This is a genomic window from Streptomyces canus, assembly GCF_030816965.1.
In the GTDB taxonomy this organism is placed as follows: Bacteria; Actinomycetota; Actinomycetes; order Streptomycetales; family Streptomycetaceae; genus Streptomyces; species Streptomyces canus_E.
In genome coordinates this window covers 426,707-445,256 of sequence record NZ_JAUSYQ010000002.1, presented here as the reverse complement: position 1 = coordinate 445,256, position 18,550 = coordinate 426,707, and the positions used below count along the sequence as shown (strand labels likewise).

Annotated in this window: 14 protein-coding genes; 4 read left to right on the top strand and 10 right to left on the bottom strand. The window is 70.2% G+C overall.

Features of this window, described 5'->3' with window-relative positions; translation table 11 throughout:
- Positions 1-6: 6 nt before the first annotated feature.
- Together QF027_RS02975 and QF027_RS02970 are read right to left on the bottom strand one after the other, a co-directional pair.
- On the bottom strand, positions 7-747 hold the full coding sequence (locus QF027_RS02975) for an SDR family NAD(P)-dependent oxidoreductase (protein ID WP_307072419.1): 741 nt from the start codon (positions 745-747) through the stop codon (positions 7-9).
- Between the two features lie 46 nt (positions 748-793).
- Positions 794-1,156, bottom strand: a complete 363-nt coding sequence (locus QF027_RS02970) for a winged helix-turn-helix transcriptional regulator (protein WP_306986266.1) — start codon at positions 1,154-1,156, stop codon at positions 794-796.
- A 96-nt stretch (positions 1,157-1,252) separates the two neighbouring features.
- On the opposite strand from QF027_RS02970, the gene QF027_RS02965 reads away from it, so the two are divergent.
- Entirely contained in the window at positions 1,253-2,134 is an 882-nt protein-coding gene (locus QF027_RS02965; RefSeq protein WP_307072416.1) for an NAD(P)-dependent oxidoreductase, read from the top strand.
- Positions 2,135-2,193: 59 nt separating this feature from the next.
- On the opposite strand, the gene QF027_RS02960 is transcribed toward QF027_RS02965, so the two are convergent.
- The 3 genes from QF027_RS02960 to QF027_RS02950 all read right to left on the bottom strand — a co-directional run bounded on the left by QF027_RS02960 (position 2,194) and on the right by QF027_RS02950 (position 4,211).
- On the bottom strand, positions 2,194-3,012 hold the full coding sequence (locus tag QF027_RS02960; protein ID WP_306986268.1) for an SAM-dependent methyltransferase: 819 nt from the start codon (positions 3,010-3,012) through the stop codon (positions 2,194-2,196).
- Between the two features lie 75 nt (positions 3,013-3,087).
- Positions 3,088-3,339, bottom strand: coding sequence for a DUF397 domain-containing protein (locus tag QF027_RS02955; protein WP_306986269.1), 252 nt, complete (start codon positions 3,337-3,339; stop codon positions 3,088-3,090).
- Positions 3,336-4,211 (bottom strand): helix-turn-helix domain-containing protein, encoded by an 876-nt coding sequence (locus QF027_RS02950; protein ID WP_307072413.1) that lies wholly within the window; start codon positions 4,209-4,211, stop codon positions 3,336-3,338. Before QF027_RS02950 ends, QF027_RS02955 begins: the two co-directional genes overlap by 4 nt.
- A 261-nt stretch (positions 4,212-4,472) precedes the next feature.
- Here QF027_RS02950 and QF027_RS02945 point away from each other — a divergent pair, with 261 nt between their 5' ends.
- Positions 4,473-4,913 carry an ATP-binding protein gene (locus tag QF027_RS02945; protein WP_306986270.1) on the top strand — a complete coding sequence of 147 codons (441 nt, stop codon included), beginning with the start codon at positions 4,473-4,475 and terminating at the stop codon, positions 4,911-4,913.
- Between the two features lies 1 nt (position 4,914).
- Here QF027_RS02945 and QF027_RS02940 read toward each other — a convergent pair whose 3' ends face one another.
- Positions 4,915-6,222 (bottom strand): PP2C family protein-serine/threonine phosphatase, encoded by a 1,308-nt coding sequence (locus QF027_RS02940; protein ID WP_307072412.1) that lies wholly within the window; start codon positions 6,220-6,222, stop codon positions 4,915-4,917.
- Positions 6,223-6,384: 162 nt separating this feature from the next.
- On the opposite strand from QF027_RS02940, the gene QF027_RS02935 reads away from it, so the two are divergent.
- A complete protein-coding gene (locus QF027_RS02935; protein ID WP_306986272.1) occupies positions 6,385-7,197 on the top strand; it encodes an SAM-dependent methyltransferase in 813 nt (270 codons plus the stop codon).
- 170 nt (positions 7,198-7,367) lie between these two features.
- Here QF027_RS02935 and QF027_RS02930 read toward each other — a convergent pair whose 3' ends face one another.
- The 3 genes from QF027_RS02930 to QF027_RS02920 all read right to left on the bottom strand — a co-directional run bounded on the left by QF027_RS02930 (position 7,368) and on the right by QF027_RS02920 (position 15,728).
- Positions 7,368-8,633 (bottom strand): alginate lyase family protein, encoded by a 1,266-nt coding sequence (locus QF027_RS02930; RefSeq protein WP_307072409.1) that lies wholly within the window; start codon positions 8,631-8,633, stop codon positions 7,368-7,370.
- Complete coding sequence (locus QF027_RS02925) at positions 8,630-10,282, bottom strand: glycosyl hydrolase family 28-related protein (protein ID WP_307072407.1); 1,653 nt, start codon at positions 10,280-10,282, stop codon at positions 8,630-8,632. The genes QF027_RS02930 and QF027_RS02925 overlap by 4 nt, the downstream gene beginning before the upstream one ends.
- 244 nt (positions 10,283-10,526) lie before the next feature.
- Positions 10,527-15,728 (bottom strand): family 43 glycosylhydrolase, encoded by a 5,202-nt coding sequence (locus QF027_RS02920; protein ID WP_307072405.1) that lies wholly within the window; start codon positions 15,726-15,728, stop codon positions 10,527-10,529.
- Between the two features lie 221 nt (positions 15,729-15,949).
- On the opposite strand from QF027_RS02920, the gene QF027_RS02915 reads away from it, so the two are divergent.
- On the top strand, positions 15,950-16,135 hold the full coding sequence (locus QF027_RS02915) for a hypothetical protein (RefSeq protein WP_306986868.1): 186 nt from the start codon (positions 15,950-15,952) through the stop codon (positions 16,133-16,135).
- Between the two features lie 6 nt (positions 16,136-16,141).
- Here QF027_RS02915 and QF027_RS02910 read toward each other — a convergent pair whose 3' ends face one another.
- A complete protein-coding gene (locus QF027_RS02910; RefSeq protein WP_307072402.1) occupies positions 16,142-18,478 on the bottom strand; it encodes a glycosyl hydrolase family 95 catalytic domain-containing protein in 2,337 nt (778 codons plus the stop codon).
- Between the last annotated feature and the right edge of the window lie 72 nt (positions 18,479-18,550).

Below are 18,550 nucleotides of genomic sequence, written 5' to 3'. Positions count from 1 at the left end.
GGTCCCTCAGGTCAGGTTCAGGCCGCCGTCGAGCACGATGACCTCCCCGGTCAGATAGCCGCTGCCGATCACCGACGCCACCAGGTCGGCCACGTCGGAGGGGCGGGCCGGGCGGTGCATCGGTGCGCGGTCCCGCCACAGTTCGTGCGCCTGCACCCAGTCCTTCGTCATCGGCGTGTCCACGAGCCCCGGTGCCACCGCGTTCACCCGCACGTCGGGCCCGAGCGCGGCCGCGAGCAGCCGGGTGACGTGGTTCAGCGCGGCCTTGCTCGCCGCGTACGGCACCGAGGAACCCTTGGGCCGTACGCCGGCGTGGCTGGTGATGTTGACGATGCTGCCGCCACCGGGGGACTGCCGTAGCGCCGGAAGGGCCGCGGTGCACAGCACCCAGGGCGCGATGAGGTTGACCTCCAGCAGGCGCCGCCAGTCCGCCGGGGTCGCCGCCGCGAGGTCCGCGTGTGGGATCGGCCAGCTGATGCCCGCGTTGTTCACCAGCACGTCCAGCCGCCCGAAGTGACCCAGTGCCGTCTCGACCAGCTCCCGGGCTTCCTCCTCCACCGCGAGATCGGCCTGTACGTAGGCGCCGCCGAGTTCCGCCGCCAGTGCCTGCCCGGCCTCCGTGCTGCGCCGCGAGTGCAGGACGACCCGCGTCCCGTCCGCCGCGAGCCGCCGTGCGACGGCCTCGCCGATCCCCGACGTGGACCCGGTGACCAGGGCGACGGGTCCGTCGCCTAGTTGGATGCTCATGGCAGTGGATCTTGTCACGGCCCCCGCGGGACGTGGTCACCGGTTCCTAGCCCGCCCTCTCCTCCGCCCCCTGCGCGGCCGGCCGCCCGCGTCCCCAGGCGGCCAGAGGCCGGAGCGCGTCGTTGAGACGCTCGCCGTCCTCGGTCAGTGTGTACTCGACGCGGGGCGGCACCTCGTCGTAGGACACACGGCGCACCACCCCGTCCGTCTCCATCTCGCGCAGGTGGGATGCGAGCACCTTCTCGGTGATCCCCGGAAGCAGTCGGCGCAGCTCGCCGAAGCGGCGGCAGGGGTGCTCGTGGAGCGCCCACAGGATCAGCACCTTCCACTTGCCGCCGATCACCTCCATCGCGGCGTCGATCCCGCAGACGTGTCCGTCCGGCGCGCCCGGCCGGTTCAGTGTTGTCATGCCCCACCCCTCCGACGTGCTTGCTCACTTCGGGGTAACCACCCACTCCGAAGTGCGTACTTGATCTCCCACGGGCCTGTGACCAGCCTGATCGGCATGACACAGAACACCGTTGAGAAGGACTCCGTCACGCTGCTGGGCCTCGGCGCGATGGGCACCGCGCTGGCCCGTACCTGGCTTGCCGCCGGTCACCCGCTGACCGTCTGGAACCGCACGCCGGCCCGCGCCGCTTCGCTCGCCGCGGAGGGTGCGAAGGTCGCGGACAGCGCCGCAGCCGCGGTCGCCGTGAACGCCCTGGTCGTCGTCTGCCTGTTGGACGACGCCTCGGTCGAGGACGCGTTGGCCGGCACCGATCTGGCCGGCCGAGACCTGGTCAACCTGACCACCAGCACCCCTGCTCAGGCCCGCGCCCGTGCCGAGTGGGCCCGCGAGCGCGGTGCCCGCTACCTGGACGGCGGGATCATGGCCGTCCCGCCGATGATCGGCGTCCCGGAGTCCGGCGGCTACGTCTTCTACAGCGGCTCGCGGGAGCTGTTCGAGCGGCACCGGGAGACGCTGGTCCTCCCGGCCGGCACCGTCTACGTCGGCCACGACGCGGGCTTCGCGGCGCTGTACGACATGGCCCTGCTCAGCGCCATGTACGGGATGTTCGCCGGGGCCGCCCACGCCTTCGCCCTGATCCGCAAGGAGGACGTCGACCCCGCGTCGCTGGCCCCGCTGCTCGCCGACTGGCTCGTCGCGATGGCTCCGGCCGTGCACCGTACCGCCGACCAGCTGCGGAGCGGCGACTACACCCGAGGTGTCGTCTCCAACCTCGCCATGCAGGTGGCCGGCACACCGGCCTTCCTGAGCACCGCCGAGCAGCAGGGCGTCAGCCCCGAACTGCTCAGCCCGTACTTCGCGTTGATGCGCCGCCGACTGGCCGAGGGCAGCGGGGAGGAAGACCTGACGGGCGTGATCGACCTGCTGGTCCGCTGAGGGCCGTCGACCGTCCGGGCCGCCGTGCGGGCACGTGCTCCCGCACGGCCGACGCCGTGTCACGGCTTGATGCCCACCCCGGCCCACGCGCTGACCTCGGCGTCCGTGAGCTCCGGGCCGGTGCCCTGAGGGTCGTCCGGGCGCCACCGGTGGGTCAGGGAGACGCCGGGGTCGAGCAGGTCGAGGCCCTTGAAGAAGCGGGCGACCTCCTGCTGGCTGCGGACCTGGGCCCGGGTGCCGGCGGCGGCGTAGATACCGACGAGCTTCTCCCACAGCTCCGGGGCGAAGTCACCCGTGCAGTGGCTCACGGCCAGCGCGCTGCCCGAGGGCAGGGCGTCCAGGAGGCGGGAGACGATGCCGTACGGGTCCCAGTCGTCCGGGACGAAGTGCAGGATGGCGTTGAGGGACAGGGCCACGGGCCGGTTCAGGTCCAGGGTCCTGGCCAGCTCGGGGGAGTTGAGGATCGCCTCGGGGTCGGTGAAGTCGCCCTGGACGTAAGCCGTCCGGCCCTCGGGGGTGTTGCGCATCAGGCGCTCGGCGTACTTGAGGACCAGGGGGTCGTTGTCGGCGTAGACCACGCGAGCCTCGGGAGCCACGGACTGCGCGACCTGGTGCAGGTTCGGTTCGGTGGGGATGCCGGTGCCGATGTCCAGCCACTGGCGCACGCCGTACTCCCGCGCGAGGACGCGGGTGGCGCGGTGCATGAAGGAGCGGATCTCGCGGGCGCACGTGAAGATGCCGGGGTAGGTGGCCGCGACGGTCTCGGCCGCCTTCGTGTCGACGTCGAAGTGGTCCTTGCCGCCGAGGTAGTAGTCGTACATCCGGGCGGAGTGGGGCCGGCTGGTGTCGATCTCCCGCGCGGCGTGGGAGTTGGTCATCCTGTCCCTTTCAGGTGGTGTGCGTGGGGGTGTCGGGCAGGTCGCTGCCGGGGCAGGTCCGGCTCGGGTCGGGGTTCAGCCGGCCGCGAGATGGTCGGCGAGGCCCCGCTTGACGCCCGCGACGAACGCGGCGATCTCCTGCGGGGTGTAGATCAGCGCGGGTCCGGCCGGATCGGTCGACTGCCGCAGCGCCACCCGGCCGTCGGCCAGCAGCTTCGTCTGTACGCACTGGCCGCCGTTGGGACCGCTCCACGGCGACTCCCAGCCCTGCTCGCCCAGGTCGGTGGCCGGCATCCCGTTGTAGACCTGGCAGTCGGTGCTCGTCATGAGTACTCCTTGCGCATGCGGTTCAGCAGCGCCTTGCTGTCCGTGTCCGAGGTCAGCAGGGACATGCGGTTGTGCGCCTCCAGATGCGCCGACACGTCCGAGCGCTGATCCAGGTACATCGCGCCGGAAAGGACCTCGGTGTACACGATGTCCGGCAGCTCCGGCTCCTCGAAGCGGAAGTAGCTGAACGGGGCGCACGCACCCACATGGGCGCCGGCGGTGAACGGCACCACGTCGACGCTGACGTGCTCCAGCTCCGAGACCTCCAGGAGCCGGTCGATCTGCTCCCGCATGACCTCGGAGCCGCCGACCACCCGGTGCAGTACGGCCTCTTCCATCACCACCCACAGCGTGGGCGCGTCGGGTCTCTCGAGCAGGCTCTGGCGGCGCAGCCGCAGATCCACACGCCGCCCCAGATCCTCGTCGGCCTCACCCGGGAAGCCGCCGCGCAGCACCCCGCGCGCGTACGCGTGGGTCTGCAGCAGCCCGGTGACGTAGTGGGGTTCGTAGGTGCGCAGGGTCCGGGCCCCGGCCTCCAGGCTGACGTAGGCGCTGAACCAGTTCGGCAGGACGTCCCGGTAGGTGTGCCACCAGCCGGGCGCGTTGGCCCGCTCGGCCAGGACGACGAACTCGTCGATCTCCTGGCGGTCCGCCCCGTAGGTCTCCAGCAGCTTCTCCACGTAGAGCGGCTTGAGGGCGACCTCGGCCTTCTCCAGGCGGCGGATGGTCAGGGACGTCACCCTCAGGGCCCTGGCCGCGTCCTCCAGCGAGGCCCCCGCGTCCTGGCGCCGCTCCTGCAGACGGCGGCCGAGGATCATGCGCAGCACGGTGGGAGCACTGGTGCCACCGGTGCCCGTACGGCCTTCGCTCACGCCCTGACCTCCTGAGGGACTGTCACCGGATCGAGTCTGACAGCGACTTGATGACGCCACCAGACGGATATCGGCTATCTGAAATTATCAGGGAGCTGGTTGCAGGTTGAACTTGGGTGCGAGCATAGTGACTTGTGTGAACCGTGCCGCCGAACGCGAGCATGGTGCTGTCAACCGTCCCCACCCTCCGGCGTGTTGGCATCCGCCGCCCTCGATGCTGCTCGCCCGGCCGCGCCGCCGCCCCCACGGAAGGCCAACACCGTGTCCCCCCACACGACCTCGTACCCGCAGCTGTTAGACGCCGTGGACCAGGAACGGACCCACTGGATCGAACTTCCCGCCCACCGCTCCAGCGTCGGTGTCGCCCGGCGCTCCGTCGGCACCCGGCTCAAGGCCTGGAGCGTGCCGGGCGAGCTGTGCTCGGACGCGGTGCTGCTCCTGTCCGAACTGGCCACCAACGCCGTGTGCCACACCCTCAGCCCGCGCATCCTGTGCGGCATCGGGCTGGTCACCGACGGGATCCTCCGGCTGGAGGTCCACGACCACGACCACTCGGGCCCCACGTTGCGCCGGTGCCGGGCGGGGCTCGACGACGAGGGCGGGCGCGGACTGTTCCTGGTGGAGCAGCTCGCGGACACCTGGGGAGTGGACCGCTCGAGACTCACCGGCGGCAACGCGGTATGGGCGAACCTGTCGGCCTGAACTAGCCCTTGGTGGGCGTGAGTTCGGCGAGGAGCAGGGTGCGGTCGTCCGCGCCGGCCGGATCGGAGGGGGCGTTCAGCAGGCGTCGGCACAGGGAGGGGAGCGGGTCGTGGTCGACGGCGGCCGTGTCGAGCGCCCGGGCTAGGCGGGCGATCTGGTGGTCTATGTCGGCGTCCCGCGACTCGACCAGACCGTCGCTGTAGAGCACGAGCAGCGCGGGCTCGTCGATGCTCAGCACGGTCGGCTCGTAGGCTTGCGCACCGAGACCGAGCGGCAGGCCCGCGCCGACCAGCGTGACCGGAGCGGTCCGGCGGTCCGGCCCGCGCAGCAACGGCGGAGGGTGACCGGCACCGACGAGGGTGCAGGTGCCGCGCCGGGCGTCCCACTCGGCGTAGATGCAGGTGGCGAAGGACGCGCCCGGGGTGTCGCTGGCGAGCGCGTCGAGCCGTCGTATGAGATCGACGGCGGGGATGTCGAGACCGGCCAGCGTGCGTACGGCCGTGCGCAGTTGGATCATCGCCACGGCCGACTCCGGGCCGTGCCCCATGGCGTCCCCGACGATCAGGCTGACCCGGTCGTCCGGCCGTCTGAGCACGTCGAACCAGTCACCGCCGATGATCGAGCCCTGTCCGGCGGGCAGGGACCCGTGGGCGATGCGGCAGCCCTCGACCTCCTGGATGGTGCCCGGCAGCAGGCTGCCCCGGATGGCCAGGGCGGTGCGGCGCTCGTGCTCGTAGCGGCGCGCGTTGTCCAGGGCGACCGAGGCCCGCGCGGCCAGTGATTCCACGGCCGCGATCTCCGCGGTCAGGAACGGCCCGCGGTCCGGTCCGCGGGAGCAGGCGACGAAGCCGATCGCCCCGCCCCGCAGCCGCAGCGGCACCACGAGGAAGGAGCGCGTCCTGAGGAGTTCGCCGATGCGCGCGTCCTCACCGGCGGAGGCCGCGAGCCGCTCGGCCGTGTGGTCGTCGACCGAGTCGAGCAACTGCGCGTGTCCGTCGACCAGGGCGCGGGCGTACGGGGTCTCGCGGGGAAAGACCAGCACCTCGCCGACCGGCAGGGTGCGCTCCCAGGACTCGGGCGTGTCCGTGCCCACGCGCAGGGCCAGTCTGCGGGCCTCGATCTGAGCGGGGTCCGCGCCGGTGTACGTGGTCTCCTCACGCCGCCACCGCTCCAGCAGATAGAGGGACGCCGCGTCGCAGAAGCCGGGCGTCAGCGCGTGCACGACATGGCTGCCGGTCAGCCCCAGGTCGAGTTCCGAGCCGATGACGTCGGCCGCGGGGGAGAAGGCCGACCGACGGGGTGGGGGCACGGCGGCGGAGGCGTCGTCGGAGCGGCTGTGCGGTTCGTTCCGCAGGGTCGTGATGCCTTTCCGGGTGGGGGTCCGGGAGCCCGGCGGGGGACAACTGATCGCCAGGCGTCGACGGCAACTATATGATGAGTCGTCAAGTACCTTGTGGGAAAGGACTTTCTGGTGACCGACGCGGATGCTCTGCCGCCAGGGACCGATCCGGACAAGGCGAGCGTAGCCCGGATGTACGACGCGATGCTGGGCGGGGAGCACAACTTCGCCATCGACCGGGAGGCGGTGGCGGCCGTCACGGCCATCGACCCCCAGGTGCGCACGCTGGCCCGCGCCAACCGCGCCTTCCTCGGCCGGGCGGTGCGCTTCCTGGCCGACTCCGGTGTCCGGCAGTTCATCGACCTCGGATCGGGGATCCCGACGCAGGGCAACGTCCACGAGGTGGCCCAGGCGGCGAGCCCGCAGGCCCGGGTGGTCTACGTCGACAAGGACCCGGTGGCCGTCGCCCACAGCACCACCCTGCTCGCCGACAACCCGTACGCCGACATCGTCGACGCCGACATCCGGCGGCCGGCCGACGTCCTGGCCGCGCCGCAGGTGCGCAAGCTGATCGACTTCGACCAGCCGGTCGCCGTGCTCATGGTCGCGATCCTGCACTTCGTCGCGCCCGAGGAGAACCCGGCCGGCATCGTCGCGGCCTTCCGGGACGCCCTGCCCGAGGGAAGCTGGCTGGCCCTGTCCCACGCCACCAACCAGGACCGCCCAGACACGGCCGCCGCGGTCACCCAGCTGTACCGCTCCCGGGCCGCCTCGCCGGTCACCGTCCGCTCCCACCAGGAGATCCAGGACCTCTTCACCGGCTTCGAGCTGACGGAACCGGGCCTGGTCCACGTCCCGCTGTGGCGTCCGGACGAGAACGAGGACATCCCGGAGAACCCGTCGGAGTACTGGGTGTACGCGGGGGTCGGCCGCAAGAGCGGGTGACCCCCGCGACGGCTCCGTCCCGCTGGGGCACACAGCTCATCTCGGCGGGGCGGCGGAGGGTGGCAGCCATGGTCACCGCGCACTACCTGTTCGAAGACATCCCGCGAGTGCTGCGCCCGCAGGACGTCGACCGGGCGATCCACCCGTCCACTGGGCCCTGACGGAGGCCCTCACCCCGCGATGGAGTCCAGCTGTTCCGCCGCCGGACGCAGGGCCCACAGGTCGCCGCCCGGCGGCGCCTCCAGCAGCGGAACAGCCCTGCGCGCCGGCATGTCGCCCGCGTCGGCGGCCGCGTGCACGACGTCGGTCGCCGCGTACCGGAGGAACTCCAGCTCCGGATGGGGCCACGCGGCGGCTCCGGTCGTGGCAGGCAACAGATAGTCCACCGCCTTGAACAGACTCTGCCCGTTCGGGCCCCGGTACGCCCACAGATCGACCCCGACATGCCGGCCGATGGCCGCGAGCCGGGTGTAGGCGACCAGGTCGAAGGTCGAGTAGTGCCAGCTCCGGGTGCGGGTCAGCTCCTGGGGCTGGCTGCCGTCCGCCGCGATCTGCGGCGCGATGCGCTTGCCGCGGGCGTCCAGGACCGTACTGCGGGCCAGGGCCCTGTCGCCGGTCGCGTAGGCGAGGCCGGCGAGCAGCATGTCGTAGAAGGTCCCGTGGTTGTTGGTGGCGGCCGCCTCCTGCTTGCCGAAGTCACTGTCCTTGAGCCAGCCGAGGAAGTCGGTGTTCCACTCCGTCATGCCGGTGCGGTCCTTCCCGCTCCAGCCCGGAGCGCCGGTGTCCAGCAGGGCGAGCGCGTCGAGGACACTGGTGTAGGACTGCGAGAAGTCGATGATGCCGATGGCCCGTCCGTCGTACTTGCAGGGGATGAACTGCGCGTGGTCCAGGTGGGGGTTCATCCTCGTGGCCGGGTCGAGGAACCAGGTGCGCAGCACCTGCCCGGCCTTCCGCGCGTACCGCTTCTCGCCGGTGTAGTACCAGGCGAGGGAGAGGTCGTACGCGGAGTCGAAGGTCTTCTCGACATCCTGGCGGTCGGTGCCGGAGTCGACCTCGGGATTGCGCTCGCCGTCACGCTGGACGTACGGGCAGCCCCATGGGTTGTCGGCGGTGGGGGGCTGGGAGGGCCACCAGTACGGGGCCTGGCTGAGGTAGTCGTGGACGTCGCCGCCCGGAGCGGGCCTGGGCTTGTCCACGACGGTCCAGGGGCCCTGGTCCAGCCACTTGTCGGCGCGGACCGTCAACGCCTTCACCGCGCGCCGCAGTTGCGGATCACCACGATCGAGCCGGGCTTTCGTCTGCTGCAGACGGGCACCGTCCAGGACCGCGGTGTGCGGCGGGGGCGCGGTCCGTGCCGCCACCGGTGCGCAGAGCCCTGTCGTGAGCGCGGCCAGGGCTGTCGCAAGAACGACCCACCAGCGGGACCGCGCGCTCATCGGACCACCCCGTCCAGCCGGCGCTGGGCCTCGTGGAGGTTCCGTGGCCGCACCGCCTCCGCACTGCCGTACAGCTCAAGGCGCGTGTGCAGATCACCCGTGAAGTCGGGGACGTCGATCTGGTCGAACTCCCTGACCTCGTCGATGCCGACGCTCGCGGAGTACGGCGCCAGACCGTCGATCTTCACCAGCCCGGCGCGGCCGTTGGTGACGCGGATGTTCCAGTGCGTGAACCGGGCGCCGAAGAGGGGACCCGCGCTCGCGTCACCGCCGTGGCGGCCGTTGTTGTTCAGGGTGATGTCGGTGCGGACATTGGCGAAGGGCAGGCCGCGATGGCTGTCGAAGGTGCCCATCCGCATGTCGCCGCGCGACCAGACGTTGTACGACGACAGCCCCTCGACGTTGATGCCGTGCAGCTGGGTGCCCGCGGGCGCGGGGCTGGTGCGCTCCTCGATCGTGAAGTCCTCGACGAGGTTGTCGTGCGACCCCTCGCGGCAGAAGTAGGGGTGATGGGAGCCGCGGCCCGCCACGCGTGTCCGGCGCAGAGTACAGGCGGAGGCGGCCACCAGGCCGAAGCCGTTGTCCACATGACGGACCGTCACGTCGTCCACCCAGCAGTCGTACGCGCACTGAAGCACGACGCCGTTGTGCCCCTTGTCCAGCAGGTGCGGCTGCTGCGGGGCCTCGGGCGCCTCCAGGGTCAGGCCCTCGACGCCCGCTCCGCTCAGCTCCGCCACATGTGTGGTCAGTTGCGGGGACCACTCGGGGCGCAGGTCGAGCGGGAGCGGGCGTTCGAGGGTGACCTTCCGGCCGTGGACGCGGGCGATGCGGACCGGCCACTCGTAGGGCACGTACGACGTCAGTTTCGTCTTGTCGTCCCAGAAGTAGGCCTCGGGGCCGGGCCCGCCGCCGCACATGTGCTCCAGCAGGGTGTGGTCCGTGTCGTCCGCGAGCCGGAGGAGGACCAGGGCACCCGGACGCAGTGAGTCGGTGTCGGCGGCCGTCACCGTCCAGGAGCCCTGTCGTGCCGGGGCGAGCTCGGTGAGCGTCCGCCACTCGTCGCGCCGGTTGCCCGTCCAGCCCTCGAAGGGCCACGCCTTGGCCCTGATCGCGGCGACGAGTGATTCCCAGCGGGCCCGGGGCGCGAGCCAGATCAGTCCGCCCGCCCAGGACCAGGACGACTTGTCCCCTCCGTAGCGGGAGCCGTAGGTCCCGATCAGCTCGGTGAGGTTCTTCGTGGCGTACAACGTCGTACGACCGCTGCCGGCGCCCTTGAGCACGACGTTCGAGCGGTCCACGCGGATCACGTCGTCGATGCGGTACGTGCCCGGAGGGATGGTGACCGTGCCACCGCCGGCCCTTCCGGCGGCGGCGACGGCACGGTTGATCGCGGGGGCGGAGTCGGTCGTCCCGTCCGCCACGGCGCCGAAGTCGCGTACGTCGGCGACGACCCGGTGGCGCGGAAAGCGTGTCGCCCCGCCGCGGCATCCGGCGCGGCCGACGTACGGGATCTGCGGATGGGTGAGCGGAGTGCGGCTGAACTCCCGCCACAGAGACGGGACTTCGGCTGCTCGGGCGGTCGGCGCGGTGACGGCGCCGACCGCCACGGCGACCGCGCTTCCCAGCAGGGTTCGTCTGGTCATGCCCATGACATTCCGAGGATCCGTGGGGCCCGTGTGCGCATTGCTCATGTCCGTTCGCCCTTCCCATGTGCTCTTCATGGATATGAACGACGTTCATAACTGCGTTGAGCGGTGAGCATGCCACGAGGTTCATCCGTGCGAAAGAGGTTGCGCAGCGGTTAATGGGCCATGTCCGTGAACAGATGCCCATGCCGAGCCCCGCCGACGAAGTGTCTGTCGGCGGGGCTCGGCATGGCTGCGGTGCCGGGTTTTACCGGCGGCTCCAGCCGACGGCGATGATGCCGGTGATCTTCGATCCGGTGACGTTGTCGTAGACGACCTCACCGCCGGACTTCTTCCAGATCCTGAGGCGGAAGGTGTCCGGGGCGTCGGTGGCGGTGATCCGGAAGCCGTATCCGCTCTTGCCGTCGACCGTGCCGGATCCCTGGTAGACGGCCCGGGAGCCGGTGACCACGAGCCAGTCGGAGCCGGTCGAACGGAACGTGAGCCTGGCCGGGCCGAAGCCGAAGGAGGCCTCGCCGACGGGTGCCGAGGCCCCTGGCAGGTAGGCCGCGGCGAAGGAGAAGGCGGCCTTGCCCGTCAGGTCCGGCTTGGCGGGGTAGGCGCCGGCCGGGGAGCCGAGGACTCCGGTGCCGAGCGCGGGACCGGCGGAGCGGTCGTAGACGATCAGCTCGGGAAGCGTCCTGCTGTCCGATGCGCCGTCGTCGTCGGTGACGGTGATCACCGGACGGCGGATTCCGGCCGTGGTGTAAGGGTGTTCGGCGCGGCAGCCGGACGCGGTGACCGTGCCGGACTGCGGCGCGCTCCCGTCCTTCCAGTCGATCACGCACGTGTGGGTGTCACTCGCGCCCGGGTCGGTGAACTCCGCCGTGACGACTGTGCGCTTGCCGACCGGCCCGGGGGACTGCGGACCTGTGGCGGAGACGACGGCAGGCGCCGCGTTGGCCACCTCGACCGTCGCCGTGTCCTTGCTGCGGCCGCCCGTGAGGGTGACCGTGTAGGTGCCGTTGTCGGTGCACGTGAGCGTCGTCGCGGCCGAGCCGGGGTCGGCGAAGGAGCAGGGTGCCCCCTCCTCGACGGTCCACTTCGGGTTGCCCGCACCGGAGATCGTGCCGTGCAGCCTGATCGCGTCGCCCTCCGTCCCGCCGACGTCCTCGCCGGCGTGCACGATGCTCACCGGGTCGACGCTCGTCAGGGTGGGCACGACCTTCTTGATCAGGCCGTCGGAGTCGAACTCCAGCTTGTCGACGGTCGTTTCGCGGTGCATGCCGTCACCGCCGGGGATGGCGAACCGGTGATAGGCGATGTACCAGTCGTCGGTGCCCGGCACGTGGACGACCGAATGGTGACCGGGGCCCTTGATGCCGAGCGAGAGGTCCTTCTCCAGGATCACGCCCCGCTTGGTCCAGGGGCCGGTGGGGGAGGGGCCGGTGGCGTAGGCGACACGGTAGTTCTCGTCGCGGGTGTCGTTCTCCGACCACGTGAGGTAGTAGGTGCCCTTGCGCTTGATGACGAAGGAGCCCTCGTTGTAGCCGCTGGGCGTGATGTCCTTCATCTTCGTGAGGTCGACGGACGTCATGTCGTCGTTGAGCGGCGCCACGTAGGCGTGCCCGTTGCCCCAGTAGAGGTACGACTGCCCGTCGTCGTCGGTGAACACGGCCGGGTCGATCATCTGGCCGCTGAACTGGCCCGCCTTGAGCAGCGGCCGGCCCAGTGCGTCCTTGAAGGGGCCGGTCGGCGAGTCGGACACCGCGACACCGATGTTGGCGTCGGCGCAGAAGTAGAAGTAGTACTTCCCGTCCTTCTCGGCGATCGTCGGCGCCCACGCCCTGCTGTCCGCCCACGAGATGTCCGGACCGAGGTCGAGGATGACGCCGTGGTCTTTCCAGTGGACCAGGTCGGTGGAGGAGTACGCCTTGAACTGCGTGCCGCTCCAGCCCTCGAAGCCGTCGGTCGTCGGATAGATGTAGAAGGTGTCGCCGAACCGCACGATGTTCGGGTCGGCGTTGAGCCCCGGCAGGACCGGGCTCCTCATGATGAGCGCCGAGACCGTCCAGGTGCGCTTCTTGCCGTCGGACCCGGTCACCTCGTACGTCACCGGCTTGCTGAAGTCCTGCACGCTGCCGGAGGCGGGGCTGATCGCCGCGCCGTGGGCGAGGGCGAACTCCGGTGCCAGCGCGGTGAGATCGGTGCCCTCCCGCATCGGCAGCGTGACCTTGCCGTCCGCGTTGTCGACGATGGCGTCGACCTTCAGCGCCGGGTGCGTGGCCCTGGCGATGCCCGCGGTGTTGCCGCTGAGCTCCATGACCTCCGCGGCCGACAGGGCCCGGTCGTAGATGCGGAAGTCGTCGACCTCGCCGCCGAAGTACGGGTCGGGCGCGTACAGGGACTTGCCGATGTAGCCGCTGTAGTCCTTGTTCGCGTCGTACAGCTCGGACGGCTTGACGGTGGTCGTCGTGCGGGCCGCCTCGACGCCGTCGACGTAGAGGACCATCGTGCCGGTCGCCCCGTCGAGGGTGACCGTGACGTGCCGCCACTCGCCCGGCGTGAGCTGCGAGCCGGCCGTCAGCTTCGACTCCGCCGACCAACTCGCCTTCGTGATCGCCGAGTAGAGGCTGTTGCCGCCGTTGGAGGGGGTGGCGAAGAGGTACTTGTCGCTGTCGGGACCGAGCCCGAACAGCCACTGGAAGCTGTTGCCCCCCTTCCACTTGGCGTACGTCGACACGGTCACGCTGTCGGCGTTCTTCAGCACACCGCTCGGGATCCTGACGTACGGCGAACCCGTCGCGTCTCCCGACATCTTGAAGGAGCCGCCCCGCACGCCCGTGCCGAAGCCGGGGGTACCGACGTAGGTGCCGTGGTAGCCGTGCCCGCTGGAGTCGACCGCGATGTTGCCGCCGGTCTCGTCGAAGCCGTAGTGCAGAAGCAGGTCGGCCGGGACGTCGGGGCCCTCCTCGGACACGGTGACCTCGGCCTGGACGGGGAGTGCGGCGCCGTCGGGCAGGCTGCCGGTGACCGTGAAGGTGCCGGCCTGCGCGTACTGCGACGCCGGGACGTCCGCCCAGGTGACGGCGACGGGCCGGTCGACGCCGTCCGCGTACTTCGCGATCACGGTGGCCGGCAGGACGGGCGCCTGGCCCGTCCGAGTCTTCACCTGCACGGACTCGACGCTCTCGACGAGCTGGTCCGGCTGGTAGGCCCGCAGCAGCCGGTCGTACTCCGCCTGGGTGACGGGCAGGACGGTGCCGTGGCGCGGCTTGGCCGGAAGGTCGTAGTCGGCGACCGGGGTCCAGTTGCCGGAGTCGAGGTCGGTCGTCTCGAAGGGGAGGTAGCCGCGCCCGCCGAACTCGTCGAGGAACGCGTACCACTTGTCCTCTGTGTTCGACTTGAACACCAAGGGTCCCTCGGCGGCGCTCATCGCGCCCTTTCCGATGCCCTCCGCGACCGCGGTCCAGGACGGGTTCAGGATCGAGTCGCTCTTCTCCTCGAAAATGAACTTGCTGTTGGGCGTGGAGGAGCTGTTGTTCCGCTCGTCCTTCGACAGACGGTAGTAAGTGCCGTTGTTCTGGATCATCGTGGAGTCGATGACCGAGTAGCCGCGGTCGATCCAGACCTTGGGCTCGCTGAACGTGTAGAAGTCGCGGGTGGTCGCGTACATCATGCGGTTGTACGTGTCGCCGGAGTGCGCTTCGTTGTCGTACAGCTTCGACGCCCAGAAGACCACGTACTCGCCGAGCTCGGCGTCGTAGAACGCCTCCGGTGCCCAGGTGTTGCCCGCGCTGTCCGGAGAGATCTTGATCAGCCGCTGGTTCGTCCAGTGGACCAGGTCGGTGGACTCCCAGACCATGATGGACTTGCTGCCGGAGCGCTGGGCGGCGTCCCAGTCGCCGTTGCCGTAGATCCGGAGGTCGGTGGCGATCTGGTAGAACTTGTCGCCCTCGGGGGAGCGGATGATGAACGGGTCGCGCAGGCCCTTCTCGCCGAGCGTGGAGGTCAGGACCGGCTTGCCGTCGTTCAACTCCCGCCATTTCAACGGGTTGTTGCCCTTGCTGAGGGCGGAGTAGAGCTGCTCGCCGTCCGAGGTGCCCTCGCCCGTGAAGTAGCTGAACATATAGCCCTTGAGGGCCTGTTCCGCGGGAAGTTCGGGAACCTTCGCGGTGAAGCTGCGGGTCGCCTTCGCCTCGCCCTTGGTGACGGTGGCGGTCAGCGCGACGGTGGCGGAGCCGTCGCCGTGCGCGGGGCGGTGGACCACACCGTCGTTCTCGATGACCTTCTCGTCGGCGGAGGACCAGGCGACCTTCGTGTCGTACCCGCCGGTCGCCGGGAGGGTCAGGTTTCCGCGGACGTCGTCGAGGTTGTGCACGGCGAGCGACTGGGCGGCCCGCTCGGCGGCCGTGGCGTCGTCGAAATCGGGCAGGACCGTGACGTCGAAGCTCTTGGTGTCGGTCACGGTGCCCTTCTTCAGGGTCGCCGTGAGCGTGGCGTGGCCGTCCGGTTCACCGGCGGCGGGGCGGGTCACCTTGCCGGAGCCGCTGACCACATCCGTGTTGTCGCTGGCCCAGGTGATGCTGGACCCGCCGGCCGTGCCGGTCCTCGGCAGGTCCAGGTCGGCCGTGACGGCGCTGGTGTCGCCGAGGCTCAGCGCAGCCTTGTCATCGGCGACGCCCTGCGTGTCGACGGGGAGGGAGAGCTGCTCGACCTCGGAGGCCGCGAGGGCCCGGTCGTACACGCGGAAGTCACGGATCCGGCCCTTGAAGAGCTTGTCGCCGGAGTAGACCGACTTGCCGATGTAGTTGGCGGTGGTGGTTCCCGATCCGATGGCGCCGGGCATGATGGTGACCGCGGTGTTGCGGCCGACCTCGACGCCGTCCTCGTACAGGACGCCGGTGTTGCCGGTCTGGGTGTAGGTGAGCTGCTTCCACACCGCGCGGGTGAGGTTGTGCGCGTCGGAGGGCTTCGTGGTCTGCTCGGTCGACCAGTTTCCGGTCGCGATCGAGGTGCGCAGGGAGTTTCCGGTGGCGAACAGGTACCCGTTGCCGTTGCCGCCGCTGGAGTTGCCGAAGCCGTAGATGAAGTACGGCGTGGTCTGTGCGGAGTCGATCAGCACGTCGGTGGAGACGGTGATCGAGTCCATGCCTTTCAAGACGTCGTCCGGCACCTTGATGGAGGTGTCGGAGCCGTTGAAGGCGAGTCCCTGCGCGGGGTCCGACCAGTCGGCGGTCCCGTTCACTGTGCCGTCACGGCCGTTGCCCGAGGCGTCGGTGACGGTGGCGCCCGAGGCACCGTCCAGCTTGTACCAGAGGGCCAGGCCGTCGGTGACGTCCGCGGTGTCCGCCGCCTGGGCGGGGACCATGGGTGCGGCGAGGCCCAGGAGCAGTGACGCGGTGGTCAGGCCGGCGAGATGGCCTGCCCGGCGTCTCGCGCGGGTGCGTGGACGTGCGAAGTACGTCATGTGGGGTTCCCCTGCTGAGGCGTGGCGGGGCCTCGGCGGGGGCACCCTGCCGTTTCGGCTGTGTGACGTCGTGTTGCGAGAGTGTCAATCGCGTGGGACGGGGACGTCAAGAGGTTTCGAACGATGTCCGACTGGTCGAACGTTACGTTTTCCCCACATGTACCGGGGAGTTGGGGGCATGCGGGTTGTACCCAGCGTGACTACCTCAGACAATCGAAGGGATGGGCACCATGCTCGCCATCATCTCCGCGGTCCTGTTCTTCATCTCCTTTCTGATCAACGCTGCGGACATCTCGACCAATGACACCTTCAGCTCGACGAACATCATGCTGCTCGGTCTCATGGTGCTCGCCCTGCACGTGGCCGGCATCGGAAGCGGCTGGTCCGTGGGCGGTCGCAGGCGGTGAGACCCGTCAGATACGGGGCAGCCCCCAGCGGGGCGCGTCCTCGTTCGGGCGCACGGGTGCGACCGTCAGGTCGGGACGGTCGCCCCTGGCCGTGATGAGCACCGACTCGCCCTTGCACAGGGCGACTTGGACGGCACCGTCGCCGACGTCGATGTGACGGAGGGGGCGTCCCCGTCCGTCGCGTACGTCGACGGGACCCGCGATCCCGTGCCGTACGACGCAGGGCGCACCCGCCTCGCTCACCAGCCGCACCCAGCGCGTGGCGCCGTTCTCACGCCGCGCGCCGAGCAGGAAGGCGCCCTGCGTACGGAAGTCGTGCACGACCAGGTCCGCCCAGGCGGCGGGCAGCGCGGGAAACACCCTGATGACACCGCCCCACGACTGACACACCATGTCGTGCAGCGACTGTGCCGCCGACAGCGGTGTCTCGATGACCGGCCCGGACTCCTGGTACATGGTGTTGGGCTTGATGAAACGGGTCATCAGCTCGCCGAGGTACGCCAGCGCGTCCTCGCCCTTGCCGAGCAGCGCCGACATGGAGGCGGCGCCGGTGAAGGTGTAGCCCTGCAGGGCACCTTCGAAGCCCACCCAGTGCGCCAACGACCGCTCGATCAGGGCGTGTTCGTCGGGCGTGCGGCCGGTTACCTCGTACAGCGGGTAGACCGCGAGCAGGTGGGAGTAGTGGCGGTGCGACTTCGCGAAGGGGATGTCCGCGCCGATCATGAAGCCGTTCGCGTCCGTCGGATACGGCACCCGTCTCGCCAGCACCTCGCGCCAGCGGGGCGCCAACGGGTCGTCGACGCCGAGGAGTTCGGCAGAGTCGAGAAGGGTTCGACAGCCCCAGGTCAGGAGCATCAGGTCGTAGTTGCAGTCGCGCGAGTCGCCGCCGTACTCCGGGGAGAAGGTGGCGGGCAGGTGCAGCATGCCGTCCGGGCCGGGTTCGAGGAAGTGCAGGTAGTAGTTGACCGCCTTGCGCAGCAGGGGGAACAGGACATCCTGGAGGATCGACCTGTCCATCGTGTGCCGGTAGCTGAGCCAGACGTTGTGCAACGCCCAGGTCAGATTGCCGACTTCGGGTGTGGGAGGGTCCTGGCCGGGGACGCCGACGCCGTAGCCCGTGAGGGCGCCGGCCGCGCCGTTGACCAGGTGGGGATCGGTGGTGCGCGGGATGCCCAGCGAGTCGGCTCGGTACGGCGTCGGTGTCTCCTGGGCGAGGTTGTCCCGGAACTCGCTCAACGCGCGGGTGATGGCGTCCAGTTCGAGATGGTTGGAGCCGTGGATGAGCCAGTACTCCAGCTGGGCGTTCAGGTTCCACCAAGTGTTGGGCCAGGGCGTGGGCTCCAGCCAGGGCCCGCTCGTCGCCATCACGGGGGCGTCACGGCGGGCGGCGGAGGCGGTCTTGTACAGCTGGATCCAGTAGAAGCGCTGGATACGGGCGTCGGGGAGGGACAGGAAGCTCTTGCGGTAGTAGGCGTGCCACCAGGCGCGGTGGTCCACCGCCAGGGCGGAGCAGGGGAGTTGTTCCGTCCGGCGGACCGCTTTGAGGGCCCGGCCCAGAGCCGTGGTCTCGGGGTAGGAGTGCGCGACGTGCGCGTACAGCGTCCGGGTCCGGCCCCTGGTCCGCTCCCGCCACGCGGTGACGTGCTGCCCGCCCGCCAGCAGCGGCTGCACGGCGGCGGTGATCCCGTCGTGGTCGGCGACCTGGGCGGGCGGATTGCCCTGGTAGCCGTCCGGCAGCGGCTTGAAGGCGGCCCGCGGACTGATCGCGTCCGCCGGATGGAACACCCACCGGAAGCCGCGCTCGCCCTCGCTCGCGGTCACCTCCACGGCCAGGACCGAGCGGTCGTTGTGGACCAGGGCGCGCAGGGCCAAGGTGCCCTTGTCGGTGGTGAGCGTGCCGGTCAACTCGGCGTCGCGCAGCGACAGCCGCCAGTCGAGCCCGGTGATCGCGCCCACCGGCTCCAGTGTGAAGTACCCGATCGGCAGCCGGGCGAGACCGAAGAGTGAGCCGAACTCGGGGCGTCGGTCCTGCACTTCGGAGTGCTGGATGTTGAAACGCACCGCGTTCGAGGCGGCTCCCGGTTCGGCGTAGATCCCGGAGCCGAGGAAGCCGTTCCCGAGGAACGGACCTTCGTACCAGGCGGTCGGCATCCGCTGCCAGACCAGGTCGGCGTCGTCGAGAACGGCGCGCCAGGGGTCGCCGGCCGACGATGCGCTCTCGGTGCGGTCGGCCGCCGTCGCCTGCGTGAGAGGCAGACCCGACGCCAGAAGTGTGCCGCCGAGGGCGGAGCCCGTGACGAGCACGGTGCGTCGGGACGGATCGGGCGCGGAGGGGCTGGACACGGTGCCTCCAAGCGGGCTCAGCGAGGGCGATTCATCGGAGCTATCCCGCGTTGCAACATAGAGTTGGGGTTG

Coding starts and splice junctions, on each gene's coding strand:
- QF027_RS02975 (WP_307072419.1), bottom strand. CDS start 747: ATGAGCATCCAACTAGGCGACGGACCCGTCGCCCTGGTCACCGGGTCC.
- QF027_RS02970 (WP_306986266.1), bottom strand. CDS start 1,156: ATGACAACACTGAACCGGCCGGGCGCGCCGGACGGACACGTCTGCGGG.
- QF027_RS02965 (WP_307072416.1), top strand. CDS start 1,253: ATGACACAGAACACCGTTGAGAAGGACTCCGTCACGCTGCTGGGCCTC.
- QF027_RS02960 (WP_306986268.1), bottom strand. CDS start 3,012: ATGACCAACTCCCACGCCGCGCGGGAGATCGACACCAGCCGGCCCCAC.
- QF027_RS02955 (WP_306986269.1), bottom strand. CDS start 3,339: ATGACGAGCACCGACTGCCAGGTCTACAACGGGATGCCGGCCACCGAC.
- QF027_RS02930 (WP_307072409.1), bottom strand. CDS start 8,633: ATGAGCGCGCGGTCCCGCTGGTGGGTCGTTCTTGCGACAGCCCTGGCC.
- QF027_RS02925 (WP_307072407.1), bottom strand. CDS start 10,282: ATGGGCATGACCAGACGAACCCTGCTGGGAAGCGCGGTCGCCGTGGCG.
- QF027_RS02920 (WP_307072405.1), bottom strand. CDS start 15,728: ATGACGTACTTCGCACGTCCACGCACCCGCGCGAGACGCCGGGCAGGC.
- QF027_RS02915 (WP_306986868.1), top strand. CDS start 15,950: ATGGGCACCATGCTCGCCATCATCTCCGCGGTCCTGTTCTTCATCTCC.